Annotated in this window: 25 protein-coding genes; 14 read left to right on the top strand and 11 right to left on the bottom strand. The window is 65.3% G+C overall.

The window, feature by feature from the left end; all coding sequences use genetic code 11:
- The first annotated feature begins 143 nt into the window (after positions 1 to 143).
- The 4 genes from IV113_RS11980 to gloA all read left to right on the top strand — a co-directional run bounded on the left by IV113_RS11980 (position 144) and on the right by gloA (position 3,490).
- Entirely contained in the window at positions 144 to 695 is a 552-nt protein-coding gene (locus IV113_RS11980; RefSeq protein ID WP_291085180.1) for a twin-arginine translocation signal domain-containing protein, read from the top strand.
- Between the two features lie 75 nt (positions 696 to 770).
- Positions 771 to 2,339, top strand: a complete 1,569-nt coding sequence (locus tag IV113_RS11975; protein WP_291085031.1) for a GMC family oxidoreductase — start codon at positions 771 to 773, stop codon at positions 2,337 to 2,339.
- 113 nt (positions 2,340 to 2,452) lie between these two features.
- Positions 2,453 to 2,866, top strand: a complete 414-nt coding sequence (locus IV113_RS11970; RefSeq protein ID WP_291085028.1) for a ribbon-helix-helix domain-containing protein — start codon at positions 2,453 to 2,455, stop codon at positions 2,864 to 2,866.
- Positions 2,867 to 2,956: 90 nt separating this feature from the next.
- Complete coding sequence (gloA, locus tag IV113_RS11965; protein ID WP_291085025.1) at positions 2,957 to 3,490, top strand: lactoylglutathione lyase; 534 nt, start codon at positions 2,957 to 2,959, stop codon at positions 3,488 to 3,490.
- Here gloA and IV113_RS11960 read toward each other — a convergent pair whose 3' ends face one another.
- The 4 genes from IV113_RS11960 to IV113_RS11945 form a co-directional block, all read right to left on the bottom strand.
- On the bottom strand, positions 3,491 to 4,507 hold the full coding sequence (locus IV113_RS11960) for a metal-dependent hydrolase (protein WP_291085023.1): 1,017 nt from the start codon (positions 4,505 to 4,507) through the stop codon (positions 3,491 to 3,493).
- On the bottom strand, positions 4,507 to 5,064 hold the full coding sequence (locus IV113_RS11955) for a protocatechuate 3,4-dioxygenase (RefSeq protein WP_291085179.1): 558 nt from the start codon (positions 5,062 to 5,064) through the stop codon (positions 4,507 to 4,509). Before IV113_RS11955 ends, IV113_RS11960 begins: the two co-directional genes overlap by 1 nt.
- Positions 5,065 to 5,129: 65 nt before the next feature.
- A complete protein-coding gene (locus tag IV113_RS11950; RefSeq protein ID WP_291085020.1) occupies positions 5,130 to 7,817 on the bottom strand; it encodes a bifunctional acetate--CoA ligase family protein/GNAT family N-acetyltransferase in 2,688 nt (895 codons plus the stop codon).
- Positions 7,818 to 7,878: 61 nt separating this feature from the next.
- Positions 7,879 to 8,517 carry a DUF502 domain-containing protein gene (locus IV113_RS11945; RefSeq protein ID WP_291085018.1) on the bottom strand — a complete coding sequence of 213 codons (639 nt, stop codon included), beginning with the start codon at positions 8,515 to 8,517 and terminating at the stop codon, positions 7,879 to 7,881.
- A gap of 223 nt (positions 8,518 to 8,740) precedes the next feature.
- On the opposite strand from IV113_RS11945, the gene IV113_RS11940 reads away from it, so the two are divergent.
- On the top strand, positions 8,741 to 9,079 hold the full coding sequence (locus tag IV113_RS11940) for a hypothetical protein (protein WP_291085015.1): 339 nt from the start codon (positions 8,741 to 8,743) through the stop codon (positions 9,077 to 9,079).
- A gap of 2 nt (positions 9,080 to 9,081) precedes the next feature.
- Here IV113_RS11940 and rsmI read toward each other — a convergent pair whose 3' ends face one another.
- On the bottom strand, positions 9,082 to 10,020 hold the full coding sequence (gene rsmI, locus IV113_RS11935) for a 16S rRNA (cytidine(1402)-2'-O)-methyltransferase (RefSeq protein ID WP_291085013.1): 939 nt from the start codon (positions 10,018 to 10,020) through the stop codon (positions 9,082 to 9,084).
- Here rsmI and IV113_RS11930 point away from each other — a divergent pair.
- From IV113_RS11930 to IV113_RS11920, 3 genes are read left to right on the top strand one after another with little or no spacing between them, the layout of a single operon-like run.
- Positions 10,020 to 10,451: a YraN family protein gene (locus IV113_RS11930; protein WP_291085010.1), complete on the top strand. Its 432-nt coding sequence runs from the start codon at positions 10,020 to 10,022 to the stop codon at positions 10,449 to 10,451. The genes rsmI and IV113_RS11930 overlap by 1 nt on opposite strands.
- A 27-nt stretch (positions 10,452 to 10,478) precedes the next feature.
- Positions 10,479 to 11,099 (top strand): SIS domain-containing protein, encoded by a 621-nt coding sequence (locus IV113_RS11925; protein WP_291085007.1) that lies wholly within the window; start codon positions 10,479 to 10,481, stop codon positions 11,097 to 11,099.
- A complete protein-coding gene (locus tag IV113_RS11920) occupies positions 11,096 to 11,746 on the top strand; it encodes a BON domain-containing protein (RefSeq protein WP_291085004.1) in 651 nt (216 codons plus the stop codon). Before IV113_RS11925 ends, IV113_RS11920 begins: the two co-directional genes overlap by 4 nt.
- 27 nt (positions 11,747 to 11,773) lie before the next feature.
- Here IV113_RS11920 and IV113_RS11915 read toward each other — a convergent pair whose 3' ends face one another.
- The 3 genes from IV113_RS11915 to IV113_RS11905 all read right to left on the bottom strand — a co-directional run bounded on the left by IV113_RS11915 (position 11,774) and on the right by IV113_RS11905 (position 15,079).
- Positions 11,774 to 12,676, bottom strand: coding sequence for an NAD(P)-dependent oxidoreductase (locus IV113_RS11915; protein ID WP_291085001.1), 903 nt, complete (start codon positions 12,674 to 12,676; stop codon positions 11,774 to 11,776).
- A gap of 108 nt (positions 12,677 to 12,784) precedes the next feature.
- Positions 12,785 to 13,921 carry a PilT/PilU family type 4a pilus ATPase gene (locus IV113_RS11910; protein WP_291084998.1) on the bottom strand — a complete coding sequence of 379 codons (1,137 nt, stop codon included), beginning with the start codon at positions 13,919 to 13,921 and terminating at the stop codon, positions 12,785 to 12,787.
- 114 nt (positions 13,922 to 14,035) lie between these two features.
- Entirely contained in the window at positions 14,036 to 15,079 is a 1,044-nt protein-coding gene (locus tag IV113_RS11905; RefSeq protein WP_291084995.1) for a type IV pilus twitching motility protein PilT, read from the bottom strand.
- Positions 15,080 to 15,118: 39 nt separating this feature from the next.
- Here IV113_RS11905 and IV113_RS11900 point away from each other — a divergent pair, with 39 nt between their 5' ends.
- Positions 15,119 to 15,835, top strand: coding sequence for a YggS family pyridoxal phosphate-dependent enzyme (locus IV113_RS11900; protein WP_291084992.1), 717 nt, complete (start codon positions 15,119 to 15,121; stop codon positions 15,833 to 15,835).
- On the opposite strand, the gene IV113_RS11895 is transcribed toward IV113_RS11900, so the two are convergent.
- Entirely contained in the window at positions 15,819 to 16,361 is a 543-nt protein-coding gene (locus IV113_RS11895; RefSeq protein ID WP_291084989.1) for a DUF3617 domain-containing protein, read from the bottom strand. The genes IV113_RS11900 and IV113_RS11895 overlap by 17 nt on opposite strands.
- Before the next feature lie 210 nt (positions 16,362 to 16,571).
- Between IV113_RS11895 and IV113_RS11890 the strand changes: the two genes are divergently transcribed.
- Positions 16,572 to 17,114, top strand: a complete 543-nt coding sequence (locus tag IV113_RS11890) for a hypothetical protein (protein WP_291084986.1) — start codon at positions 16,572 to 16,574, stop codon at positions 17,112 to 17,114.
- Positions 17,107 to 18,738, top strand: a complete 1,632-nt coding sequence (locus IV113_RS11885) for a hypothetical protein (RefSeq protein WP_291084983.1) — start codon at positions 17,107 to 17,109, stop codon at positions 18,736 to 18,738. Before IV113_RS11890 ends, IV113_RS11885 begins: the two co-directional genes overlap by 8 nt.
- A 30-nt stretch (positions 18,739 to 18,768) precedes the next feature.
- Here IV113_RS11885 and IV113_RS11880 read toward each other — a convergent pair whose 3' ends face one another.
- Positions 18,769 to 19,242 carry an Lrp/AsnC ligand binding domain-containing protein gene (locus IV113_RS11880; RefSeq protein ID WP_291084981.1) on the bottom strand — a complete coding sequence of 158 codons (474 nt, stop codon included), beginning with the start codon at positions 19,240 to 19,242 and terminating at the stop codon, positions 18,769 to 18,771.
- Between the two features lie 104 nt (positions 19,243 to 19,346).
- Here IV113_RS11880 and IV113_RS11875 point away from each other — a divergent pair, with 104 nt between their 5' ends.
- Positions 19,347 to 22,322: an L-glutamate gamma-semialdehyde dehydrogenase gene (locus IV113_RS11875; RefSeq protein WP_291084978.1), complete on the top strand. Its 2,976-nt coding sequence runs from the start codon at positions 19,347 to 19,349 to the stop codon at positions 22,320 to 22,322.
- A gap of 127 nt (positions 22,323 to 22,449) precedes the next feature.
- On the opposite strand, the gene IV113_RS11870 is transcribed toward IV113_RS11875, so the two are convergent.
- Positions 22,450 to 25,428, bottom strand: coding sequence for an EAL domain-containing protein (locus IV113_RS11870; RefSeq protein ID WP_291084975.1), 2,979 nt, complete (start codon positions 25,426 to 25,428; stop codon positions 22,450 to 22,452).
- Positions 25,429 to 25,672: 244 nt separating this feature from the next.
- On the opposite strand from IV113_RS11870, the gene IV113_RS11865 reads away from it, so the two are divergent.
- Positions 25,673 to 25,978: an RNA-binding protein gene (locus IV113_RS11865; protein ID WP_056266355.1), complete on the top strand. Its 306-nt coding sequence runs from the start codon at positions 25,673 to 25,675 to the stop codon at positions 25,976 to 25,978.
- A 110-nt stretch (positions 25,979 to 26,088) separates the two neighbouring features.
- The coding region (locus tag IV113_RS11860; protein ID WP_291084970.1) for a biotin/lipoyl-containing protein at positions 26,089 to 26,665 on the top strand (577 nt) is incomplete at its 3' end.

Raw genomic sequence — 26,665 nt, 5'->3', positions numbered from 1 at the left:
AATACTGCTTTTCACACCCGCAGGCCCTGCGGGTGCAAGACCTACAAGCAGGAGACAACATGCGCGTCATAGCCATCCAGGGGAGCGCCCCCGCCGTCGCCACGGCCAGCGCTTGCAACGAAGACGTGGGCGAAGTGCCCAAGATGAACCTGCCGTTGGCGCGGCGCGAATTCCTCAAGGGGTCGGGCGTGCTCATGGGCACGCTGGTCACCGGCAGCCTGCTCGCCAGCCTTGCGCCCTCGTCGGTGTGGGCTGTCGAGCTCAAGGTGCTGAGCAAGGCCGAGGGTGAAGCGCTCATGGCCATGGGCCGCGTTCTTTACCCGCACGAGAAACTGCCCGATGCGGTGTATGCGCTGCTGGCCAAGGACCTGGATGCCAAGGCCGCGGGTGACGCGGGCGCGGCCAAGATGCTCAAGGACGGCATCGCCGCCCTGAACAAGGCGGCCAACGGTGACTTCAACAAGGCCGGTGCGGCAAAAAGACTGCAGATCGTCAAGGGAATGGAAGGCCAGCCTTTCTTTCGCACGGTGCGGGGCCAGTGCGTGACCTCGCTCTACGACAACGACATGGCCTACGCCACCTTCGGCTACCCGGGTTCGGCCTGGGAGAAGGGCGGCTACATCACGCGCGGTTTCCAGGACCTGAAGTGGTTGCCCGCGCCCACCGCACAAGCCAGCCCCGCCGCCGATCTCTGATTCCCCGGTTTTCCCCCACGAGTTCAACAAGAGGCGACCGGGACAGCGCGCACCGGGACGCTCCAGGAGACACACATGACAACGTTTGCAAACAGCGACGACTCGGTCGTCGTCATCATCGGTTCGGGCGCGGGCGGCGGCACGCTGGCCAACGAGTTGTGCCAGAAGGGCATCAAGGTCGTTGTGCTGGAGGCCGGCGGGGCGCAGAGCAACGCCAGCTTCATCAACGACGAGTGGAAATCGTTCAGCCAGTTGGCCTGGCTCGACACCCGCACCACCTCGGGCAGCTGGCGCGTGGCCAAAGACTTCGCCGGCCTGCCAGCCTGGATCTGCAAGACCGTGGGCGGCACCACCACCCACTGGGCCGGCGCCTCGCTGCGTTTCCAGGAGCACGAGTTCCGCACCAAGACGGTGTACGGCGAGATCAAGGGCGCCAACCTTCTCGACTGGCCCGTTACCCTCAAAGACCTGGAGCCCTACTACGCCAAGGCGGAAGACAAAATGGGCGTGACGCGCACCAACGGCATTCCCGGCCTGCCGGGCAACAACAACTTCAAGGTGATGTACAGCGGTGCCTCCAAGCTCGGTTACAAGGATGTGCACACCGGCAACATGGCCATCAACAGCCAGCCGCGCGACGGCCGTGGCCGCTGTCTGCAACTGGGCTTCTGCTTTCAAGGTTGCAAGAGCGGCGCCAAGTGGAGCACGCTCTACACCGAGCTGCCCAAGGCCGACGCCACCGGCAACTTCGAGCTGCGCACCGAAGCCCACGTGACCCGCATCGAACACAACCCCTCGGGCAAGGTGACCGGTGTCGTGTACGTCGACAAGGACAAGAAGGAGCAGCGCCAGAAAGCACGCATCGTCTGCGTGGCGGGCAACTCGATCGAGACGCCGCGCCTGCTGCTGCTCTCGGCCTCCAGCATGTTCAAAGACGGCCTGGCCAACAGCTCGGGTCAGGTGGGCCGCAACTACATGCGCCACATGACCGGCTCGGTCTACGCCGCCTTCAAGGAGCCGGTGCACATGTACCGAGGCACCACCATGGCCGGCATCGTGCGCGACGAGGCCAGGCACGACACCAAACGCGGTTTTGCCGGCGGCTACGAGCTGGAAACCCTGGCGCTGGGCGTGCCCTTCATGGCCGCCTTCTTGAACCCGGGTGGCTGGGGCGCCGACTTCGCGTGGTGGATGGAGCGCTACACCCAGCTCGCCGGCATGTGGCTGGTGGGCGAAGACATGCCGCGCGAGACCAACCGCGTCACGCTCAACGACAAGGTAAAAGACCAGTGGGGCAACGCGGTGCCCAACGTGCACTTCGATGACCATGACAACGACATCGCCATGCGCAACCACGCATTCACCCAGGGTGAGCGCATCTACCAGGCGGCGGGCGCCATCAAAACCTTCCGCACGCCGCCGTACCCGAGCACGCACAACATGGGCACCTGCCGCATGAGCGCGCGCAAGCAGGACGGCGTGTGCAACGGCTGGGGCCAGACGCACGACATTCCCAACCTGTTCATCAGCGACGGAAGCCAGTTCACCACCGGCGGTGCGGAAAACCCCACGCTGACCATTGTTACGCTGGCGATTCGCCAGGCGGACTACATTGCGCAACAGATGACGGCACGTGCGCTATAAGCCCCCACGCTCCGCCGCTGCGCGGGTCGCTGCCCCCCGAGGGGGCTGATCCGCCTTGGGGCGGCCCTGCGGCGGATCGTCTTTCCTTCCTGAGACGCTAGGAGATCAACACCATGTGCGAATTTTTCGTCAAGGCCGACCCGATCCAGTATGAGCAGCGCTCGCGCACAGTGCGTGTGCACGGAGTGCTCACCAGCATCCGACTGGAGAACATGGTGTGGGATTTGCTCGCCGAGATGGCCGAGGACGAGGGCTGCACCACCAACGCGCTGATCGCGCAGTTTCACGACGAAATCCTGGCTCACCGGGGTGAGGTGCCCAACTTCGCATCTTTCCTGCGCGTGACCTGCATGCGCTACATGCGCAGGCGAATGATGGCGCTGGAGAAGCAGCAAGGCGAACCAGCGGTGCGTCTGCAGCCTTTGCAGATGGCAGCCGCCGAGGCCATGACCACGCCATTGCAAGCCACCGGCACCCATGGCTCGGGTGCGTTGCGCCCGGTGATATCGCCGATCCGCGCGCGTTGAACAGGTTCCGTTCCAGCGCGGGTCGCCTCACGGTCCCGCGCTTTTTCTTTTGTCACCCGTCTTGCCTTTCACTTTCAGAAAGATCCATCGATGAGCTTCACCACCGAAAACCAGCCTGGCGTCTGCGCCCATCCCAGCGACGCCTCGCGCGGTTTCGTGTTCAACCACAGCATGCTGCGCGTGAAGGACCCCGCCGTGGCGCTGGACTTCTACACCCGCGTCATGGGCATGCGCTTGCTGCGCAAACTGGACTTTCCCGAGATGTCGTTCTCGCTGTACTTCCTGGCGCGTCCGGAAGACGGCGCAGCACCCGAAGACGTGGGCTCGCGCACCCGCTGGACCTTCAGCCAGCGAGGCGTGCTCGAACTCACTCACAACTGGGGCACCGAGTCCCAGACCGACTTCAAGTACCACGACGGCAACGCCCAGCCGCAGGGCTTTGGCCACATCTGTTTCTCGGTGCCCGACCTGGCTGCCGCCGTGGCTTGGTTCGACGGGAACCAAGTGCCCTACGTGAAGCGGCCCGACCAGGGCAAGATGAAAAATGTGGCATTCATCAAGGACCCCGACGGCTACTGGATCGAGATCGTGCAGGCGGACCTGTTGGCCAACCTGGGCACCTGATCAGGCACTCGGCCGTGCCGACGGGGTGCGCTCACCCCACATCCGCCGCCACAGCCACTCGAGCGCTGTGCCGATGTCGGGCCGCTGACCGTTGAGGGTGGGCCGGTGTCGGCCATTGGCGCGTGCTGCCTCGGTGCCCAGATCGAAGCGGAAGGTGTAGCTGGGCTCCTGACCCATGCGGAGATCCGTCACGAACAGCCGCCCACCCGTTTCCGACACGCTGTAGAAACCGTGGGTGAACGCCGCCATGCGCGCCACCGAGGGCTCGTCAGCGTGCCGCTCCAGCAGGCCGGCCCCGCGCTCGTGCCGTGTCCAGACGATGCGTTTGTCATCGTCCATCAACGAGTAGTGGCCCTCGAAGTAGTGTGTCGGCGTGGTGGCCACCAACCGCCACAGCACCGTGTTGAAGGGCGAGGGCGTCACCAGCAGGCCGGTGACTGGAATGCTGTCTTGCTGCAGCGAGGCGCGCGCGATCTGCGTGGCGTGCTGCTGCGCGCCCACGCTCCAGGCGAGGTAGAGCGTGCTGAGTGCGAGGCCGACCACATTCCAGCCGAGCCCGCGTGTGTTCTTCAGCCGCAACGCGGCGACCACGCCCACGATCAGCGGCACGGTGTAGAGCGGATCGATGATGAAGATGCTGCCCACGCCATACGGGTGCTCGGTGAAGGGTTGCAACAACTGTGTGCCGTAAACCGTCATGGCGTCGAGCAGCGGGTGTGTGATGAGCACCAGCCACAACGCCAGCCACCAGCGCTTGAACAAGGCCGCTTCGCCATGGATGCGCGAGGCGATCCAGGCCAGCACCGGCGAAGCCAGCGTCAGGATGAACAGCGCATGGCTCTCGGCGCGGTGGCGCGTCATGTTGAGGATGGCGTCGCCGTGGTCGATGAAGGCATCGAGGTCGGGCAGGGTGCCGCCGATGGCGCCCCACAGTGCGGCTTTCCACACCGCCGTGCGGCGGCCCATCACGGCCACGCCCACGGCGGAGCCCAGGGCAATCTGGGTGAGCGAATCCATCAGGCTTGAACAACGATGGGAAATGTGGCGCGCACGCCGTCATTGCCAGGTGTGAACGGCACGGTGAGGGCGGCGCGACCTTCTTCGCTCAGCCGCCGCCACAGGCCGTCGCGCTCGTTGCCCGGGTCCCCCGCCACGTAGAGCTGCGTGGTCAGCAACTCCATGCGGTCCAGCCGCACCTTCACGTGGATGTGCGGCGTGCGCCCGGTGTACTGCACCGGGCGGATGGTGCGGAAGCGGTAACGGCCGTCGCGCCCCACGGTGACCTTGCCGAAACCCTGGAACGCGGGGTCGGCGCGGCCGCCGTCGCCCGGGTGGTGGTAGTGCCCCGCGTGGTCGCACTGCCAGATCTCGACCACCGCGCCCGAGACCGGAACGCCGGCGACATCGACCACGGTGCCCTCGACCCAGGCCGGCTGGCCCTGGCCATAGTTCACGTTGCCGTTCTTGAGCAGGTCGGCGTCGCTGTCGGCCGGCAGGGCCACGGGGTAGAACGGGCCCTCGGTCTGGCTGGGGGTTGGGCGCAGGTTTTTCGCCTGTGCCAGGGCGGACGGCATCCAGGCCGGGGCGGCCAGGGCGGTGGCGCTGGCGATCAAGAGGTGGCGGCGGTTCGATGGCTTGTTCATGGCGGCGGCCCGGCGGGTGTTTGAAGTTCCAGCGCGACGAACCGCGTTTCGTGGTCGCCGGGATCGCTGGGGTTGGTCGTCTCTTGGAAGCCCAGCGAGCGCGCAAGTTCCAGCATGCCGTGGTTGATGCGCAGCACCGTGCCCACCAGCCGGCGCGTGCCGCGTGCGCGCACGTGCTCGATGAGCTTGGTCATGAGCTTGTGTCCCAGACCGCTGCCCTTGAGGTCGGAGCGCACGATCACGCCGAACTCGGCCGTGTCGTTGTCCGGGTCAACCGCCGCGCGCACCGCGCCCAGGGTTTCCTCCACGCCGTCTGGCCCGAGGCGGGTGGCGATGAAGGCCATCTCGCGTGCGTAGTCGATCTGGGTCAGGCGCGCGAGCTCGCTGTGCTCGATGTGGCGGCGGCTGTAGAACACGCGCAGGCGGATGTCTTCAGGGTCGAGCTTTTCCAGGAAACGGCGGTGCTGAGTCTCGTCTTCGGGGCGGATCGGGCGCAGCGTGACGGGCTGGCCTTGCCAGTCCCAGGTTTCCACCAGGTCTTGCGGATAGGGATGGATCGCAAAGTGGTGGGCGCCGGCCTGGCGGCTGGCCGACACGCGCACGCGGGCATCGAGCGCCACCGCGCCTTCGTGGTTGGCCAGCAGCGGGTTGATGTCGAGCTCGGCGAGCTCGGGAACGTCGGCCAGCAGCTGCGACACGCTCACCAGCACCTGCGCAATGGCGTCCATATCGGCGGCGGGCTCGTCGCGGTAGCCGCGCAGCAACCGGGCCACGCCGGTGCGGGCGATCTGCGCCAGCGCCAGCGTCGTGTTCAGCGGCGGCAGCGCGAGCGCGGTGTCGGCCAGCACCTCCACCGCCACACCGCCCTGGCCGAACAGGATCACCGGGCCGAACACCGGGTCCACGCTGGCGCCGATGATGAGTTCGTGCGCGTGCTTCTTGCGCACCATGGTCTGCACGGTGAAGCCTTCCACCTTCGCATCGGGGCGTTGCTCGCGCACGCGCGCCAGCATGGTCGCGCAGGCCTCGCCCACCTCGGCCGCGCTGCCCAGGTTCAGGCGCACGCCGCCCACGTCGGACTTGTGCGAAATGTCGAACGACAGGATCTTGAGCGCCACCGGATAGCCCAGCGCGTCGGCGGCTGTCTGGGCCTCCTGTGCGTGCGGTCCGACCACACGCGTGGCCACCACCGGCAGGCCGGCGGCCTCCAGCAGGTCCTTGGCCTCGGGCTCGGTCAGCAGCTCGCGTCCGCTGGCCAACACGCCGTCCACGATGGCGCGGATGCGCGGCAGATCGGCGGCGTGCGCCGCGCTGCGCGCCGGCGGCGTCTGCAGCAGCTCGGCCTGGTGTTCGCGGTAGGTGCGCAGCAGCGAGAAGGCGCGCACCGCGTCTTCGGGGGTGTTGAAGTCGGGGATGCCGGCGCCGCGAAACAGCGCGCGGGCCTGCGCCACGGCACCGTCTCCCAGCCAGCAGCCCAGCACGCGCTTCGGGCTCGCGCTGGCCAGTGGCAGCAGGGCCTGCGCAATCTCCAGGCTGGGCACGATGGCGGTGGGCGCGTGGATGAACAGCACGGCGCTCCCCGTGTCCTGCGCGAGCGCCTGCAAGGCTTGCACGTAGCGCGTGGCCGGTGCGTCGCCAATGATGTCGACCGGGTTGGCGTGCGACCAGTTGGCGGGCAGCACGGCGTCGAGCTGGGCACGCAGTTCGTCGCTCAGCGTGGCCAGTGGCACGCCTTCGGTGGCGGCGGCATCGGCCGCCATCACGCCGGCGCCACCACCGTTGGTGAGCACGATCAGTTGATCAGCGCGGTTGCCATGAAAGCGCGAGAGCGTTTCAGCGGCGAGAAACAGGTCTTGCAAGGTGTTCACGCGCAGCATGCCGGCGCGCGCAATCGCCGCGTCGAACACCGCGTCGGAGCCGGCGAGTGCGCCGGTGTGCGAGGCGGCGGCCTGCTGACCGGCGGCCGAGCGCCCGGCCTTGACCACGATCACCGGCTTGTTGCGCGCGGCCGCGCGTGCTGCCGACATGAACTTGCGCGGCTCTTCGATGCTTTCGATGTAGAGCAGGATGGCGCGCGTCTTGGCGTCGCTGCCCAGGAAGTCGAGCATGTCGCCGAAGTCGACGTCGGCGCGCTCGCCGAGCGAAACGAAGTGCGAGAAGCCGATGCCGCGCGAGCCGGCCCAGTCCAGCATGGCCGTGACCAATGCACCCGACTGCGACACGAAGGCCAGCTCGCCCGGCAGCGCGCCGGTGTGCGCGAAGCTGGCATTGAGACCCAGGTGCGGCACCAGCATGCCGATGCAGTTGGGCCCGAGGATGCGCAGCGTGTGCAAGCGCGCCGCATCGAGCATGGCCTGCTTCTGCGCGGCGTCGAGCCCGGCGGTGAGCACAATGGCCGCGCGGGTGCCGCGTGCGCCCAGCTCCCTGATCAAGCCGACAACGGTGGCGGCCGGGGTGCACAGGATGGCGAGCTCGGGCGCTGCGGGCAGCGCGGCCACCGAGGGCCAGGTCTTCACGCCACCGAGTTCGGCGTGTTTGGGGTTGACCGCGTACAGCGCGCCCTTGAAGTCCCCGTTGTTCAGGTTGCGCCACACCGTGCCGCCCACGCTGGCCGGCCGCATCGAGGCCCCGATCACCGCCACCGAGGCGGGTGAAAAGACGGCGTCGAGGTGGCGGATGCTCACTGGACTACCCTCCGTGCCGCGCACTGCGGGGCTGAGCGCCTTCGGAACGGCCGGGCGGCGCTCATGGGGCGGAGCGGTTGAACTCGGTGGGATCCGGGGTGGCGGGCTTGTCGCCGTTGCGGTTCGACGCCATCCAGGCCAGCAACGAAGAACGCATGGCCTCCTCAACCGACATCTCGATCGGTGTGATCCAGCTGCGCGGCACGAAGACGGTGTAGCCGCCAATCATGTAGCCCATGGGCAGGTACACGGCCACCTGGTCCAGCTCGGCCAGCGCGGGCGGCAGGCCCTGCATGTTCTGGCGCGTGACCAGCCCGACGATGGACATCTCGTTGCCGGGCATGCGCAGCACCACCACGGCCTGCTGCGGGGTGTCCTTGTGGGGCGAGAAATAGTCGGCAAAACTCTTGAGCGAGGAGTAGATGCTTTTGACCACCGGCAGGTTGGTGAACGGCAGTTCGATCCACGAGAGCCAGCGCGCCACGTTGGGCTGCGAGATCAGGAAGCCCAGCCCGAGGATGAGCCCCGCGCCCAGCACGATGCCCAGGCCGGGCAGGTAGAAGTCGCCGATGAAGGGGCGGATCATCCACATGGCGATCGACTCGATCCAGGCCACGGTGAGGTAGAACACATAGACCGTGATGGCCAGCGGCAGGAAGGTGATCAGGCCGCGGAAAAAGTACTGGTAAATCGGTTTCATGGGGGGCCTTGGATGGACCTCGCGCGGGCTGTGCGCGCGAGCAACGGTCAGCATAGCAGTCAGTTTCACGGGCCGGTGTGACGACCGTCGGTGCGCCGGCAGACCTTGCATCCGCGGACAATGGCTCCATGTGCGAATTGTTTGGCCCGGACACCGGTGTGGGCTGGATCGGTGCACAGCCTGACCGCGGAACCAACACCGGCCCTTGGGGCTCAGTCACCATATGAACGGTTTATTCGACTTTTTCGCCCGCCTGTTGCGCGGTGTTCTCAAGCTCGCGCTCGGCCTGATGGCGCTGGCGTTCGTGCTCAGCCTGCTGCTGGCCACGCTGGTGGTGGTGCTGGGGGTCTCGCTCTGGGCGCTGATCACCGGCCGCAAGCCCGCACCCCTGGTGGTGTTCAACCGCTTCCGCGAGACCTCGCAGCGATACACCCAGGGCGTGTGGCCGGGCCGTGGCCCAGCCCAGCCGATGGGCGATGTGGTCGACGTCCAGGCCCACGAGGTACCCGATGCACCGGTCCCGCGCTCCGGGCAGGACCCGATGGCGCGCGTGATCCGCTGACCTCAGTCGTCTGAACCGGCGCCGCCTTGGCGCCGCGCCAGTGCGGCGTCGTAGAGCGCGTTGCGGGGCTGACCGGTGATCTCGGCGCACAGCTTCACTGCGGTTTTCAAGGGCAACTCTTTCAACAGCACATCCAGTGTGCGCAACGCAGCCGCATCCACGGTTCCTTCTGTCTCGGCAGGGGCTGGCTGCGGGTGCACCAGCAACACGAATTCACCGCGCGTGCGGTTGGCGTTGGCCTGCAGCCAGGCGGTGAAGTCCTGCGCCTTCAGGTGGGCCACTTCCTCGAACTGTTTGGTGAGTTCCCGGCCCAAGGTGAGCATGCGTTCGCCCAGCAGCCCCAGATCTTTGGCCAGCGCCTCGATGCGGTGCGGGGCTTCGAGCAGCACGCACGCGCGCGCATCGGCGCCGATCAACTGCACCTCACGCTGCCGTTCGGCCGCCTTGCTGGCCAAAAAGCCGGCGAACACGAAGCGCCCGTCCCAGCCCCCCTTGCCCGCCACCGTGCCCGAGACACTGAGCAAGGCGGTGATGCTGCTGGCGCCGGGGATCGGCACGCTGCGCAGGCCCGCTGCGTTCACGGCGGCCACCAGGCGGGCGCCCGGGTCGCTCACGCCGGGCGTGCCGGCGTCGCTCACATAGGCCACGCGCTGGCCGGCCTGCAGGCGCTGCACCACCGTCTGCGCCGCCTCGGCCTCGTTGTGCTCGTGCAGGGCCAGCAGCGGCTTGTGCAGGCCGTAGCCCTGCAGCAGCGCGGCGGTGTGGCGCGTGTCTTCGCAGGCCACGGTGTCCACCAGCGAGAGCACCTGCAGCGCGCGCAGGCCGATGTCGGCCAGGTTGCCGATGGGTGTGGCGACCATGTAGAGCGCGCCCTGCGGATAATGCTGGTGCGCCGCCGCGTCGCGCGCGGCCGCCAACAGGGATGGAGAGCTTGCAGACAATGTGGAGTTCCAGAAAACAGGGGGCGCTGGTGGCGTCTCCAAAACAGGGGGCGCCTGCACCGACCACCAAGGCCCGGGGTGACGCGGCCGAAGACGCCGCGCTGTTGCACCTGCAGCGCCAGGGCCTGAAGCTGGTTCAGCGCAATTTCAAGACCCCTGGACGGGGCGGTGGCGAGATCGATTTGATTATGCGTGAGCCCGACGGCACGCTGGTCTTCATCGAGGTGCGTCAGCGCGCCAGCCAGCGCCAGGGCGGCGCGGGTGCCAGCGTCACGCCGCTCAAGCAGCGCCGCATCGTGTTTGCCGCGCGGCACTTTTTGCTGCGCCTGGGCTCAGAACCCCCATGCCGTTTCGACGCGGTGCTGATCGACGGCGCCAGCGGCCACATCGAGTGGCTGCGCGCGGCCTTCGATGCCTCCGGCGCAATTTGATACAGACCCCACCGCTATGATCGCCCCATGCTTCTGCAACGTATCCAGCAACAGTTCATCGACAGTGCCGATCTGAAGTACCAGTGCGCGCAGTCGCTCGCGCCGGTGGTCGAAGCCGCGACCAACGCGGTGCTCGCCAGCGTCACCGGCGGTGGCAAGGTGCTCTCGTGCGGCAACGGCGCATCGGCCGCCGCCGCCCAGCACTTCGCCGCGAGCTTCGTCGGCCGCTACGACCGCGAGCGTCCCGAGCTGGCTGCGTTCTCGCTCTCGGCCGATGCCGCGGTGCTCACCGGCATCGCCAACGACTTCGATGTGCGCTCGGTCTACGCCCGCCAGGTGCGCGCGCTCGGCCAGGCCGGTGACGTGCTGCTGGCGCTCACCACCTCGGGCAATTCGTCCAACGTGCTGGCGGCGGTGGAGGCCGCGCACGAACGCGACATGACCGTGGTGGCCCTCACCGGTGCGCGCGGCGGCCAGCTGGCGCTCCTGCTGCGCGACACCGATGTGCACATCTGCGTGCCGCACGACCTCGCCGCCCGGATTCTTGAAGTGCATCACCTGGTGCTGCACTGCATTTGCGACGGTGTGGACGCCCAGCTGCTGGGCCTGCCCGACGTCTTGACCAACGAACAGGAGAGTTCCTCATGAGCCATGTCCCTTTTGCCGTTCGCAGCCGTGTTGCCGCTGGTGTACTCGCTGCCGTCGCGTTGACCGTTGGCCTGTCCGCTTGTGCACCCCTGATCGTGGGAGGCGCGGTGGGTGGTGCCCTGGTGGCGGTGGACCGCCGCACCTCGGGCGCCCAGCTGGATGATCAGGGCATCGAATTGCGCGCGAACAACCGCCTGAAAGACGAACTGGGCGATGCGCGTGCCCGTGTCGCTGTGACCAGTTACAACCGCCGCGTTCTGTTGACCGGCGAAGCAGCGAGCGAGGCCGTCAAGACGCAGATCACACAGATCGTCTCGGGCGTGGCCAACGTGCGTGAGGTCATCAACGAACTCGGTGTGACCACCAGCCCCACGCTCAAGGAGCGTGCCACAGACACGTTGGTCACGGGTCGCCTCAAGGCTTCATTGGTGGATGCCAAAGACCTCACGGCCAGCGCTTTCAAGGTGATCACGGAGCGCGGCACGGTGTATCTGATGGGCCGCGTGACACAGCGCGAAGCCGACCGCGCCACCGACGTCGCACGCAACACACCAGGTGTGTCGCGCGTGGTGCGTTCCTTCGAGATCATCACCGAGCAGGAACTCGCCAACCTGCAGCCCAGGCCGGCGGCCAACGAAGCAAAATGAAATGAACGCGGCGCCTCGGCGCTGCGTTCATTTCAGGCGTTTGATCAGGCTGGAAGTGTCCAGGCGGTTGCCGCCCATGGCCTGCACATCCGCATAAAACTGGTCCACCAGGGCGGTGACCGGCAGGCGCGCACCGTTGCGCTTGGCCTCGTCGAGCACCAGGCCCAGGTCCTTGCGCATCCAGTCCACCGCAAAGCCGAAGTCGAACTTGTCGGCCACCATGGTCTTGCCCCGGTTGTCGAGCTGCCAGCTCTGCGCCGCACCCTTGCCGATCACGTCCAGCACCTGGTTCATGTCCAGCCCGGCCTTCTGGCCGAAGGCGATGGCTTCCGACAGGCCTTGGACCAAGCCGGCGATGCAGATCTGGTTGACCATCTTGGTCAGCTGGCCGGCGCCGGTCTCGCCGAGCAGCGTGAAGGCGCGCGAGAACGCCATGGCCGCAGGCTTCACCGCGTCGAAAGCCGCAGCGTCACCACCGCACATCACGGTCAGCAAGCCATTGACGGCACCGGCCTGACCACCCGACACGGGGGCATCCACGAACGACAGACCCAGGGTTTTGGCGGCTTGGTACAGCTCGCGCGCCACGTCGGCCGAAGCCGTGGTGTGGTCCACAAAGATTGCGCCTGAAGCCATGCCGGCGAACGCACCGTCGGCCCCCAGCGTGATGGAGCGCAGGTCGTCGTCGTTGCCCACACAGGCAAACACGATGTCGGCGCCCTGCGCTGCTTCACGCGGCGTGGGCTTGTGCCCACCACCGAACTCGGCAGCCCAGGCGGCAGCCTTGGCCGTGGAGCGGTTGTACACCGTGACCGAATGACCCGCGCGCGCCAGGTGCCCCGCCATGGGATAGCCCATGACACCCAGGCCGATGAAGGCCACCTTCTTGGGGGTCACGGATTCGTAGGTTTTCTCTGCAATGTTGCTCATGAGATGGTCTCTTTGGTGTTTTCAAGAATGCCGCGGAACTGGCTTTGCCAGGCCGCAGGCATTGCCCCCTGAGGGGGTGACGCACCGCAGGTGCGGCGCGGGGGTGGGTCAAACTATCGTGAGGTGCTCGGTGCCCGCAGCCAGATCCAGCGTCTTGGCCCGCTGGCTGTTGAGCTTGATCTGCAAGCGCAGATCGTTGAGCGAGTCTGCGTTGCGCAGCGCGTCTTCAAACGTGATCAGATTGGCTTCGAAGGCGTTGAAGAGCGCCTGGTCAAACGTCTGCATGCCCATCTGGTTGCTCTTCTTCATGATCTCCTTGATCTCGGCCACATCGCCCTTGAAGATCAGGTCCGAGATCAGTGGCGAGTTGAGCATGATCTCCACGGCTGCGTGGCGACCCTTGTTGTCCTGGCGTGGAATCAGGCGCTGCGACACCAGAGCGCGCAGATTGAGCGAGAGGTCCATCAGCAGCTGCGCGCGACGCTCTTCGGGGAAGAAGTTGATGATGCGGTCCAGCGCCTGGTTGGCGCTGTTGGCGTGCAGGGTGGCCAGGCACAGGTGACCGGTCTCCGAGAACTGGATCGCGTGTTCCATGGTCTCGCGGTCGCGGATCTCGCCCATCAGGATCACGTCGGGCGCCTGGCGCAGCGTGTTCTTGAGTGCCGCTTCCCAGCTGTCGGTGTCCAGACCCACTTCGCGCTGCGTCACCACACAGTTCTTGTGCGGGTGCACGAACTCCACCGGGTCTTCAATGGTGATGATGTGGCCGTGCGTGTTCTCGTTGCGCCAGTCGACCATGGCCGCCAGCGACGTGGACTTGCCCGAACCCGTGGCGCCCACCAGGATGCACAGGCCGCGCTTGGCCAGTACCACGTCCTTGAGCACCTGCGGCAAACCGAGCTTGTCGATGGTGGGCAGCACGGCGGGAATGGTCCGCATCACCATGCCGACCTTGCCCTGCTGGATGAAAGCGCTCACGCGGAAACGCCCAATGGCGGGCGGCGAGATCGCGAAGTTGCACTCCTTGGTGCGCTCGAACTCGGCGGCCTGCTTGTCGTTCATGATGGCGCGCGCCAGCGCCAGCGTGTGCGACCCGTTCAGCGGCTGAGGCGACACCTTGACCACCGATCCGTCGACCTTGATGGCCGGCGGGAAATCGGCGGTGAGGAAGAGGTCGCTGCCACCGCGGCTGAGCATCAGGCGCAGCAAGTCGTTGACGAATTTCGATGCCTGGTCGCGTTCCATTAAAGAGTCCTTTAGATCAGCAGAGGCGGCCGCCGCGCAGGGCCGCCCCAAGCAAGGCCAGCCCCCTCGGGGGGCAGCGACCCGCGCAGCGGTGGAGCGTGGGGGTCGTCATGTCTAGCCTGGGAAGTTTTCCGGGATCTTGGCTTTGCCGCGTGCTTCGGCCGGGCTGATCACGTTGCGCTTGACCAGCTCCGAGAGGTTCTGGTCCAGCGTCTGCATGCCCGCGTTGCTGCCGGTCTGGATGGCCGAGTACATCTGTGCCACCTTGGCCTCGCGGATCAGGTTGCGGATCGCGCTGGTGCCCAGCATGATTTCATGGGCCGCCACGCGGCCCGTGCCGTCCTTGGTCTTGCACAGCGTCTGCGAGATCACGGCCACCAACGATTCGGACAACATGGCTCGCACCATGTCTTTCTCTTCGGCCGGAAACACGTCGATGATGCGGTCGATCGTCTTGGCGGCGCTCGAGGTGTGCAGCGTGCCGAAGACCAGGTGGCCGGTCTCTGCGGCCGTCATGGCCAGGCGGATGGTTTCCAGGTCGCGCATCTCGCCCACCAGGATCGCGTCGGGGTCTTCGCGCAAGGCCGAGCGCAGCGCGTTGGCAAAGCTCAAGGTGTGTGGACCGACCTCGCGCTGGTTCACCAGACACTTCTTGGACTCATGCACGAACTCCACCGGGTCTTCCACGGTGAGGATGTGGCCGTACTCGGTTTCGTTGAGGTGGTTGACCATGCCGGCCAGCGTGGTCGACTTGCCCGAGCCCGTGGGGCCGGTCACCAGCACCAGACCGCGCGGGCGCAAGGCCAGGTCACCGAGGATCTTGGGCGCGTTGAGTTGCTCCAGCGTCAGGATCTTGCTCGGGATGGTGCGGAACACCGCGCCCGCACCCCGGTTGTGGTTGAAAGCGTTGACGCGAAAACGCGACAAGCCTTCGATCTCGAACGAGAAGTCGCACTCCAGGAACTCTTCGTATTGCTTGCGCTGGCTGTCGTTCATGATGTCGTACACCATGCCGTGGACCTGCTTGTGGTCCAGCGGTTCGACGTTGATCCGTCGCACGTCACCATGCACCCGTATCATGGGTGGGAGACCGGCCGAGAGGTGAAGATCGGATGCTTTGTTCTTGACGCTGAAGGCGAGCAATTGGGTGATATCCATCCCGGGGTCCCGTGCGGTGTTGAGGTATGACGACTGATTATGACGACCATTGAAGGCAATCTCCAACAGGTTCACGAGCGTCTGGCGCGGGCTTGCAAGGCGGCAGATCGGGATGTGAGCGAGGTTGCATTGCTCGCGGTTTCCAAGACGTTCGATGCAGACGCCGTCTGTCTGGCCCTGGCCGCCGGCCAGCACGCTTTTGGCGAAAACTACGTGCAGGAAGGCACGGAAAAGATCGAGGCGCTGCGGCGGTTGCGTCCCGTCGCTGCACTGCAGTGGCATTGCATCGGACCGTTGCAAAGCAACAAAACGCGGCCGGTGGCGGAACACTTCGACTGGGTTCAGTCGGTGGATCGACTCAAGATCGCACAACGCTTGAGCGAACAACGGCCCGCCCAGCTTCCACCGCTTCAGGTTTGCCTGCAGGTCAACGTGGATGGCGGGGCGAACAAGTCGGGCGTGGCGCCCGAAGCCTTGGCGGAGCTGGCGCTGGCGGTGGCGCGACTGCCCCGCTTGCGGTTGCGCGGACTCATGTGCATTCCCGAGCCAGCGCCCGATTTCGAGACCCAGCGCGATCTGTTTTTGCGCGCCAAGCGGCTGTTTGATCAACTCAATGCACAGGGCCTGGCGCTCGACACCTTGTCCATGGGCATGAGCGACGACCTGGAGGCCGCCGTGGCCGCGGGCTCGACGATGGTGCGCGTGGGCCGGGCCGTGTTCGGCAGCCGACCGGCCAAAGTCACTTCAGTGGTTTGACGGTTCCGCAATTGGCCGACAACCACTTGCCCTGCCCGTCCAGTGTCGTGCTCACCGGCTTGCCCTGCTGCGTGGTCTTCATCAGCATCTTCATGGTGTAAGCGGTGTCGCCACTGAAGGTGTAGGTGCCTTCGCCCGTGGACGGCGGGTTTTTGCAGACGAAGTTCATCTTGAGGGTGTTGGCGCTGCGAGAGGTGATGGTGGTGGTGCAGTCGCCTTCGGTCTGCACCGGCATGTCTTGCTTTGCCGCCATCTCGGGCGTGATGCAGACCTTCATGGCCATGCCGCCACCGGCGCCGGGTGTGGACATCGTCATGCCTTGTTTTCCCAGCATGTCCTGCATCATCTTTTTCTCTGCGGGCGACATGCCAGCCATCTGCTTTTGCATCTGCGCCATGGCCTGGTCCATCTCGGCACTGCCGCCCATCTTCTGGTTGATTTCCCACAAGCCGGGTTTGGTGCTTTGGGCGTGGGCGGTGGTGACGCAGAGGGTGCTCAGCAGCAAGACCAGCGAAATGCGTGACATGTGAGTTCCTTGAGGTGGTGCACCAATTGTGCGAAGGCCGCCCAAGCTGTCAACGGCTGTGTCAAATGGATCACAAGTACGCACTTGAGTAATTTCGTACCTCCCCCAGTGTCCGCGTTGTAGTTCTTTAAACCTACACTGCTCGCCGCCGGCAGATCAACGCAGCGCTGTGTTGAGCCCGGCGGTTCATCGACACAGGGAGGAAACACCATGAATGAATTGAAGAGATTTCGCGCGCTGTTTGCGTCGATGGCACTCGCGTCGGCTCTGGCCGCCTGCGGTGGCGGGGGTGTCGCGAGTTCGGGGGCGGCGCTCACGCCACAGGAACAGATTGCCCAGCTCGAAGCGAGCGGTGCGCTGCCCACACTGGATCGCACCGACAGCATCGCGGGGATTGATGCGAATGCCAACGGCGTGCGGGACGACATCGAGCGATACATCGAGAAGAAGTACACCGTGGCGCCGGAGAGGGCGGCGGCAATGCAAACGGGTCGGGCGTTACAGCAGACGCTCCTGGTGGACAAAACTGATGCAGTGAAACTCGAAGAGGTATCTAAGGCAGGAGTGCGGGCTGCCAAGTGTCGTGGACTTGTATTTTCTGGGTTGGAGCGCTTTCCTGAGGCATATGCAATGTCTCGCGACATTGAGGCAATGACAACAAACACCAAAGGTCGCCTGCTTGCCTATCTCGCATACAACAAGGCGGTGAGCGGAACAGTCTCCCAGTTGCCCAAGGGAGATTCATGTGAATGAAATTGCAAAACGATGGCTTTGTGCCGGCGCCCGTGGAATGGTCGCATTCGTGTTGTCGCTCCCGCTGTCGGCTCTCGCTCAAGAAGCGTGCGAGGCAGATGGAGTGGTTTTTGGATTCTTCAATGGAGTGCAAACAACCAAGGAAAGCGCCAACAATGCTTTGGTGGTGCTCGGGCAGTTGTATCCCTCCAACACTCCCGCCGGCAAACCCATCACCTACGAACTCTTCTACAACGACACCCAAGGGTTCTCTGATTTTGTGGAAACCTTCGAGCAGCGGCTGCAGGAGCAGAACGGTCTGCTCGCCGGGCGTTTCGAATTGTTTTTCTCGGCCGCGAAGGGGGAGGGTGGTTGGTGGGATGCTTTGATCGAAGCCATTCCGGCGCTGGGCAATTTGCTCAAGAGTCTTTTCGACACCTTTCTGGCCAAGCTTATGCAGGTGCTGACGTCCCAGTTCGGCAATCCCAGTCTCGCCGAGGTCTCGGCTCGACACCAGGCGCAGATCAACCACTGGGCCAGCTTGAATCAGAAGATGCTTTTCCTGGCGCACTCCCAGGGCAACCTGTTTGTGAACCAAGCCTACACGCACGCGGTTGGCAAGACGGGCAATGAGTATGTGCGGGTGGTGCACGTCGCGCCCGCGTCGCCCAGTCTGTCGGGACGGCATTCCCTGGCGGACAAGGACATCGTCATCAATGGATTGAGACTCACCGGAACCGTTGCCCCCAACACGGACGTGATCCAGCCGTATGTGGACCGTCCGCCCGGGCTCAACGGCGCTCGCGACCTGATCGGGCACGGCCTGCTGGAGATCTACCTCAATCCCGCAGTGCCCACATCCGGGAGGATTCGCAACGATGTGATGACCGCATTGCGTGAACTCGACGCCGCACCACGCAGACCGATGCCTCCGTATCCAGACTTCGTTTATCGCGACTGGCAAGGAGGGCTTGCACCCGCCGCCGTCTATGCGCCGCATGAGGCCTCGCACAAGCTCGAGAAGGTTGTTGAAAAAGATACGGCTGGTGTGCTGTGGAAGTTCAGTGAGTATCGTGGATGGAGCAAATCAGGGCTCCTACCTTATTCAGGCGTCAGACAAGCCAGCACGCACTATTTGGGTGAAGGAATGAACGGCTACGTGGAGTGCGCGTATGGAGTTCCTTTGGAAGGTTTTGCTGACTCCTCGCCTTCCATTGAGTGCACATATCAAAAGGTCCCAATCCAGATGCATATGGTGGAGATTCAGTTGGGTACGCCCGCTGAACTGGTGGCATTGGGAGATGTGCCGGACGGCACTGTCGTGCACTTGAACGAAATGACCTACTCGGGGGCGTTCGTCAACTACTCGGTGTCCTACGTCAACACGTCGGTATTGAAGCCATTCATCGAGTTTCAGTCGGGGTTCTTGTCGCGCTGGTCAAGCCAGCTCGAAGACAAACACGTCTGGCGAGAGCCATTCTGGGCCAAAGCCGGAGCCCTTCTGAACCATGAAGCGCTTCTTGCCCATTCGGAGGCCTTTCGTATGCACGAGGAGGCAGAGTATGAGAGGTCTCAGCAGCACGCGCTTCTGCGCTGGGAATATGAACAAAGGCGCATGACCTGCGAGTCGCCTTCACAGGAGTAGATGCTGCATCAGCACTGGGTCGTTGTGTCCTCACAAAGGCAGCTGCGAACTGTTCTTCACCTCTTCCATCACCGCATACGTGCGCGTCTCGCGCACGCCCGGCAGTTGCCACAGCACGCTGCCGGCGAACTCTCGGTAGGCGGCCATGTCGGCCATGCGGGTCTTGAGCAGGTAGTCGAAGCCGCCGGCGACCATGTGGCATTCCATGATTTCGTCGCGCACCTGTACCGCGGCCTTGAATTCATTGAACACGTTGGGCGTGGTGCGGTCGAGCAGCACCTCCACGAACACCATCATTCCTCGCCCGAGCTTGAGCGGGTTCAGCCGTGCCTCGTACCCCAGGATGAAGCCGTCGCGCTGCAGGCGCTGGGTGCGCGCGAGCACGGCGGTGGGCGAGAGCGTCACCGCCTCGGCCAGCTTGAGGTTGGTGAGGCGGCCGTCGGCCTGCAATAGCTTGAGGATCTTGAGGTCGATGCGGTCCGGTTCGGCGGCATGGGGATTCATGGGCGTGAATTATCCAGTTGGGGTGAGATTTTTAGTGAAAAGTTCGGCATAGAAGGCGTGAACATACGCAGATTCGCAAATCAACGTCTGCTCTGGAGCTTTTCATGCCGCGCACCACCGACCGCCTGCCCTTCCCCTACCGCCCCGAAGCCGGGGTGTTGGCCCACCGCCTGAGCGCGTTGCAGGGCGCACTCGATTGGGCCGCCGCGGCCACGCAGGCCGCGCCCTGGGTGCGCTCGGTGCGTGAGAACCCGCCGCCGTTCTGGGCCATGGAAAGCCTGCTCAAGGAATACCCGATCTCCAGCGCCGAGGGCCTGGCGCTGATGCGCTTGGCCGAGGCGCTGCTGCGCGTGCCCGATGCTGAGACCGCGATCGCGCTCACGGCCGACCAGTTGGGTCGTGCCGATTTCGACGGCGCCGCCGACTCCACACTGGCGCGGCTGTCGTCGACCGCGATCGCGATGTCGAAGAAGTTCCTGCCCGAAGCGGGCAACGAGCCGGGCCTCATGGTCAAGCTCGGCGCGCGCACGGTCGTGGCCGCCACACTGCGCGCGGTGCAGTTGCTCGGCCGCCAGTTCGTGCTGGGACAGACGATCGAAGAGGGCATGAAGGAAGCGGCGTCGGCGCGCAAGCGCCAGGTCAACCTGAGTTTCAGCTTCGACATGCTGGGCGAGGGCGCGCGCACCGACGCCGACGCGCTGCGCTATCTCGCGAGCTACCAGAACGCGATCGCGGCCATCGCCCGCACGGCCGACCCCCAGCGTGCACCGAGTCAGAACGACGGCATTTCCATCAAGCTCAGCGCCCTGCACCCGCGCTACGAAGATGCGCAGCACGAGCGCGTGATGCGCGAACTCGTGCCGCGCGTGTGGCAGCTGTGCGAAGGCGCGGCTGCGGCCAACCTGAACCTGACCATTGACGCTGAGGAGGTTGATCGGCTCGAACTCTCGCTGGAAGTGTTCGAAGCGTTGGCCAGGCTCGTGGCGCAACATTGTCCGCAGTGGCAGGGTTTTGGTCTGGCGCTGCAGTCTTATCAGACGCGCGCGGTGGAGCTCATTGAGCATGTGGCGGCCCTGGGGCGGCAATACCAACTCAAGTTCATGTGCCGCCTGGTCAAAGGCGCCTACTGGGACGCGGAGATCAAGCGCGCGCAAGAGCAAGGGCTGCCGGCCTATCCGGTGTTCACGCAGAAGCCACACACCGATGTGAGCTACCTGGCGTGCGCACAGGCCTTGCTGAATGCGCCTGAAGCCATCTACCCGCAGTTCGCCACGCACAACGCGGGAACGATTGCGGCCATTCTTCAACTGGCAACGCGTCAGGGTGCCCCGTTCGAACTGCAGCGCCTGCACGGCATGGGCGAGGGCATCTACCGCGAGGTGTTGAAGAACCCGGCGGTGGCCTGCCGTGTCTACGCGCCGGTGGGCGCGCACCGCGACCTGCTGGCCTACCTGGTGCGCCGCCTGCTGGAGAACGGCGCCAACTCCTCCTTCGTGCACCAGCTCGCCGACGAATCGGTGGGCATGGACGAGCTGTTGCTCTCGCCGCTGGAGCAGTCGAAGCCCGAGGCGATGTCATCAACCCTGCCGCTGCCCCCCGACCTGTACGGCCTGAAGCGCCCCAACAGCCTGGGTCTGGACCTGGCCGTGGTCGTGCACCGCGACCCACTGCTGGCCGCGCACGCCGCGCTGGTGGTACCCACCGTGCCCGAAGCCTCCGCCGCAGAAGCGCAGGCCGCTGTGGGCAAGGCTGTGCAGGCCTTCGCGGGCTGGAACCACACGCCGGTGGCCGAGCGCGCCGCCACACTGCGCCGCGCGGCCGACGCCATGCAGCAGCAACTGCCGCGCCTGTGTGCGTTGCTGGTGAAGGAAGCGCACAAAGGCTGGGGCGACGCGGTGTCGGAGGTGCGCGAAGCCATCGATTTCTTGCGCTATTACGCGAACGACGCCGAGCGCGTGATGGCGCCGCAGACGCTGCCCGGCCCCACAGGCGAGAGCAACACGCTGCGCATGGAAGGCCGGGGCGCGTGGGTCTGCATCAGCCCCTGGAACTTCCCGTTGGCCATCTTCGCGGGCCAGGTGGCCGCCGCCCTGGCCACCGGCAACACCGTGCTGGCCAAACCGGCCGAGCAGACGCCAGCCATTGCGCTCGAAGCGGTGAAGCTGCTGCACGCCGCCGGCGTGCCCGCCGGCGCATTGCAACTGCTGCATGGCCCGGGCGAGACCGTGGGCGCATCGCTCGTGGCACAACCGGGCATCGCCGGTGTGGTGTTCACCGGCTCCACCCAGGTGGCCAAGATCATCCAGCGCGCGCTGGCCGCCAAGGACGGCCCGATCATTCCGCTGATCGCCGAGACGGGCGGCATCAACGCGATGCTGGTGGACAGCACGGCGCTGCCCGAGCAGGTGGCCGACGCGGTGGCGCAGAGTGCGTTCCGCAGCGCGGGCCAACGCTGCTCTGCGCTGCGCCTGCTGTGTGTGCACGAGGCCATTGCCGACGGTGTGATCGAAATGATCGAAGGTGCCGCGAGGGAGCTGGTGGCGGGCGATCCCTCCGATCTCGCCACCGACCTCGGCCCGGTCATCGATGCCGAGGCGTTTGAAGGCATCTCCCGCCACGTGCAGCGCCTGCACACCGACGCCACGCCACTGCTGGACAGCCGCCGTTCCATGCCTGCGCTGCCGCACGTGATCGCGCCGCAGATGTTCGAGGTGGCTTCGATTGGCGAGGTGACGCAGGAGATCTTCGGCCCGGTGCTGCAGGTGGTGCGCTGGGGTGGTGATCCGATGGCCGTGGTGCAGCAGATCAACGCGCTGGGTTACGGACTCACACTGGGCATCCAGACCCGCATCGACAGCCGTGCGCAGGCGCTGGCCCGTGCGGCGCGCGTGGGCAACGTCTATGTGAACCGCAACATGATCGGCGCCGTGGTGGGCGTGCAGCCCTTCGGCGGTGAGGGTCTCAGCGGCACCGGCCCCAAAGCCGGGGGGCCGAACTACCTGCTGCGCTTTTGCGCTGAGCAGACCCTGACCATCAACACCACCGCGGCGGGCGGCAACGTGGCCCTGTTCACGGCCTGAGACCGCCCGGCGAGCGAGCCAACGCCAACCAGGGACAGCAAGGGTCCGGCTCCGCCGGCCCAAGCTGTCGCCCCCCTCCCGCCGCAGGCGAGAGAGGGGCGAGGCGCCGAAGGCGACGCGGGGGGTGTCATCCCGCCACGACCATGCCCGAGGTCGGGTTCTCCAGCATCGCGTCCAGCTCTTCGATGGGCAAGGGCTTGGAGAACAGGTGGCCCTGGAACTGGTCGCAGCCCTGGTAGGCCAGGAAGTCGCGCTGCTCCTGCGTCTCCACCCCTTCGGCCACCACTTGCAAGCTGAGACTTTGTGCCAGCGCGATGATGGCGCGCGAGATCGCAGCGTCGTTGGGGTCGGTCAGCACGTCGGCCACGAAACCCTTGTCGATCTTGAGCTGGTCCAGCGGCAGGCGCTTGAGCACCGATAGTGACGAGTAGCCCACACCGAAGTCGTCGAGTGAGAGCGTCACGCCCAGCGCCTTGAGCATGCCCATCTTGTCGATGGTGATCTCCATGCGGTCGGCCAGCAGACTCTCGGTGAGTTCCAGCTTGAGGCGGTGCGGTCGGATGCCGGTGCGCGTGATCGCTGCCATCACCATGTCCACGAAATCAGGGTGGCGGAACTGGCGCACGCTCACGTTGACGGCAATGCTCAGGCTGGCGGTCTGCGGGCGGTGTGCCCAGATCGCCAGCTGTTCGCAGGCGGTTTCCAGCACCCACTGACCCAGCGGCAGGATCAGGCCCGTGTCTTCGGCCACCGGAATGAACTCTGCGGGCCAGGTCAGGCCGCGTGTGGGGTGATTCCAGCGCACCAGAGCCTCCACGCCGGTGACGACACCCACCCGGTCCACCTGCGGCTGGTAGTGCAGGATGAATTGCTCCTCGCGCAGCCCGATCCGAAGATCGGAGCTCACCGCGGCATTGACGCTGACCGTGGCCTGCATGTCCGGATCGAAGAAGCACAGCGTGTTGCGCCCCATCGACTTGGCCTGGTACATGGCCAGGTCTGCCTGTTTGAGCAATTCGCCGACATCGCTTTGGTCGCCGTTGAACGAGGTCACGCCGATGCTGGGCGTGGCGAAATGCTGGTGGCCGGTGAGCTGGAAGGGTTCACGCAGGGTCTTGAGGACTTTCTCGCCCAGGGCGCGCGCCTTGTAGGCCGCCGCCTCGGCGTCGGTGCTCAGGTCGTCGACCATCACCACGAACTCGTCACCACCCAGGCGCGCGACCATGTCGCTCTTGCGCACGCTCTGCGTCAGGCGCAAGGCCACTTTCTGCAGCAACTGGTCGCCCATGTGGTGGCCCAGCGTGTCGTTCAAGATCTTGAAGTTGTCCAGGTCGATGAACATGAGTGCGCCGAACTGGCCGGTGCGCGCGCTGGCCGCCAGCGCCTGCTGCAACCGGTCCAGCAGCAGCTGGCGGTTGGGCAGATCGGTCAGTGCGTCGTAGAAGGCCAGGTGGCGGATCATGTCCTCGGCCGTCTTGCGCTGCGTGATGTCACGGCCCACGGCCACCCAGTGCGTCACTTCTTCGGCCGTGGCCTGCACCGTCACCACCTCCAGCTCGACCCAGAAGAGCGCGCCGTTCTTGCGCCGCACCATCAGTTCGGTGCGGGCTTGCTGGTTGTCCTGGAGACTGGCGACCAGGGTGTTCATGTGGGTCATGGCCGGATCCAGCTCCAGCAGGATGCGTGGCGTCTGCCCGATGACTTCAGCGCGCGTGTAGCCGGTTTGCTGCTCGAACGCGTCGTTGACGAAGACGATGCGTGGCTCCTGACTGCCGGCGCCGGTTTCCGCGATCGCCACGATGTCGTTGAGCCGGGACACGCTGGTCTCCAGCAGCATCAGCTGCTCCTGCGAGCGCCTGCGTTCCGTCACATCGCGGAAATACACCGCCAGACCTTCCGCAAACGGATACGCCCGCACCTCCATCCATTTGCCCAGCGTGGGGAAAAAGTCTTCCAGCTCCACCCGGCGGTTGGTGTTGAGTGACCGGGTGAGCTTGTCCTTGAGCCGCTCGGCCAGACCACCACTGAAGTCGTGCCAGACCTCCTGGCCGAGCAGGTCGGCGGTGGTTTTCTGCAGGAGGCGCTCGCTCTCCTGATTCAAATAGGTGAAGCAGCACTGGCGGTCCAGCGTCACAAAGGCTTCGGTGATGCTGGCCAGCGTGGTGGTCAGCCGCATCGCCAGGCGCAGTGTGTCCTGTTGCGCCTGCTTCTGCGCCGAGATGTCCTGGATCGCCCCCTGGATGCGAACGATCTCACCATCGATGCCACGCACGGCGGAGCTGACGGTACGAACCCACTTGGACACCCCCCCGTCCACCATGATCTGGATTTCTTCGTCGAATCCCTCGCCGCTTTGCGCGCAGCGCTCCAGCCGTTGGCGAATCCCGCTGCGCCACTCCGGGTTGTAGCGCTGCACCATGGTGTCGAGCGAGGTGACCTGGCGGTGATCCGCCAAACCCAGGATGCTGGCGAACTCGTCGGAGTGCGCCAGCTCGCCGCTGGCCACCTGCATCGACCAGCTCCCCGCGCCCGCGGTGTGCTCAGTGAGGTTCAGGCGGCTCTCGCTTTCCCGCAATATCTGCACATTGCGCAACTCGCTTTGCTCGCACCGGTGCACCAGCGCCACCGTGTCCATGGCGTGAGCGGCGAGTTCCTGCATCGCCGGGTCGCGGGTGTCGCATGGGCGATCGGGATCCTCATTCAGGAGCAACGCGGCCGATGCGGTTCGTCCGCCGGCCGCAGACAGTGGCCACCAGTGAAGGTTGTTCGGAGACGACAAGGCCGCCCAGGCCTGCAAGTGTGTCTCGGCCGGATGGTTCGCCGGGTCCGTCAAGCGGCATTCCTGGGTGCCGTCAGCGAACAGCACTGCAACAGCCTGGGGGACGTCAGCGATGGCTGACGGTGCCAGTCCATGGGACCCCAACACCCGAGGCGGCCACTGCGACGTGTCGAACAACACCGAAGCGCCGACGCCCGCGATGCGGGCCGCCCAGCTGGCCAGTCGATCAAATTCCCCCCTCTGCCCGAACTCCCCCGAGACACCCTCTGAAGTCGTTTCGGCGGCGTTGAAAGCTGTGGCGGAGGGTGCTGGGGAAGCGGGTCGCATGAGGAACTTCCGGTGGTGGGGTGGTTCGAGAATACAGAAGTGTTGTCACGGTGTTTGCACAGACGGGTGCTCTCATCACAGTCGGAATGTGATCTAGCGCACAGCAGGCGGTGCTGCCAAGCCAAGTTGTAACAAAACTGTTAGTTTTCACGGCAACTGGGCTACCATTCACGCTCGCCAGCGCCTAGGGCCGCCGGCGCAGACCAAAAAGCGCAAACGACAGAAACGAACTTGGGAGTCGATTGTGAGCACACTTGCAGAACTCAGACAGCACAGCGATGTGCCGAGCTTGAAATCAGCGCTGCACCAACTGTGCAGCGAATTCGGTCGCATCACGCGCCTGGACATCCTCACCGCCATGCACGAAGGCACGAAGCAAGCCATCTGTTTCTTGCGCATGGAGCGCCCCGAGCAGGAACAGCAGCTCATGAAGAGCCTGGGCGTGGGTCGTTTCGGTGGCGAGGTGGTGTTTGTCCTCAACCTCAACACCCCGGTCACGGCCAACGACTTCGGCCCGTCTTCCCAATGGGCTGATTCCGATATTTATTGATTCTTCGCTGCTCTTTCCCGTCGCAGGCCCTTTTCAGGGCCTGTTTGCATGGTGGGTGAGGTGTCGCGTCATCGACCCTTGTCGGAGGTCACGAAGCGCAGAATCCCGCCATGAATTTCTTGCGTTCTCCCTTGCAGGCACGGATCGTTCAATGGCTCGTCGCACCGGGTGACTCCGTGCGGCGCGGCGACGTGGTGGTGGTGCTGGAAGCCATGAAGATGGAGCACGAGCTGCGTGCCGAGTCCGATGCCCGGGTGCTGGAGCTGTTGTTCGAGCCCGAAGAGTCGGTGCAGATGAACGATGTGTTGCTGCGTGCCGAGCCAGTGGCAACCAGCCCGGCCGTGGCGGCCAAGGCGTCGGTCCACCCGCATCCACCGGGCCAGGTGCGCCCCGACCTGCAGGCGATGCTGAACCGCGATGCGCTCACGCAAGACGCCGCGCGACCCGATGCCGTGGCGCGCCGCCATGTCCTGGGCCTGCGAACCGCGCGCGAAAACCTGGCCGATCTGTGCGACGAGGGCAGCTTCATCGAGTACGGCGCCCTGGCGGTGGCCGCGCAGCGCGCCCGGCGCAGCCAGGGGGACCTGGTGGCCAACACGCCAGCAGACGGCATGGTGACCGGCATTGGTTCGGTCAACGCGGCGGATTGTGGCCCGGAGCGATCGCGCACCGTCGTCATGGCCTACG

The organism is Hydrogenophaga sp. (assembly GCF_018780385.1).
GTDB lineage: Bacteria > Pseudomonadota > Gammaproteobacteria > Burkholderiales > Burkholderiaceae_C > Hydrogenophaga.
The sequence above is the reverse complement of the archived record's forward strand: the minus strand, read 5'-3'. Positions and strand labels throughout refer to the sequence as shown.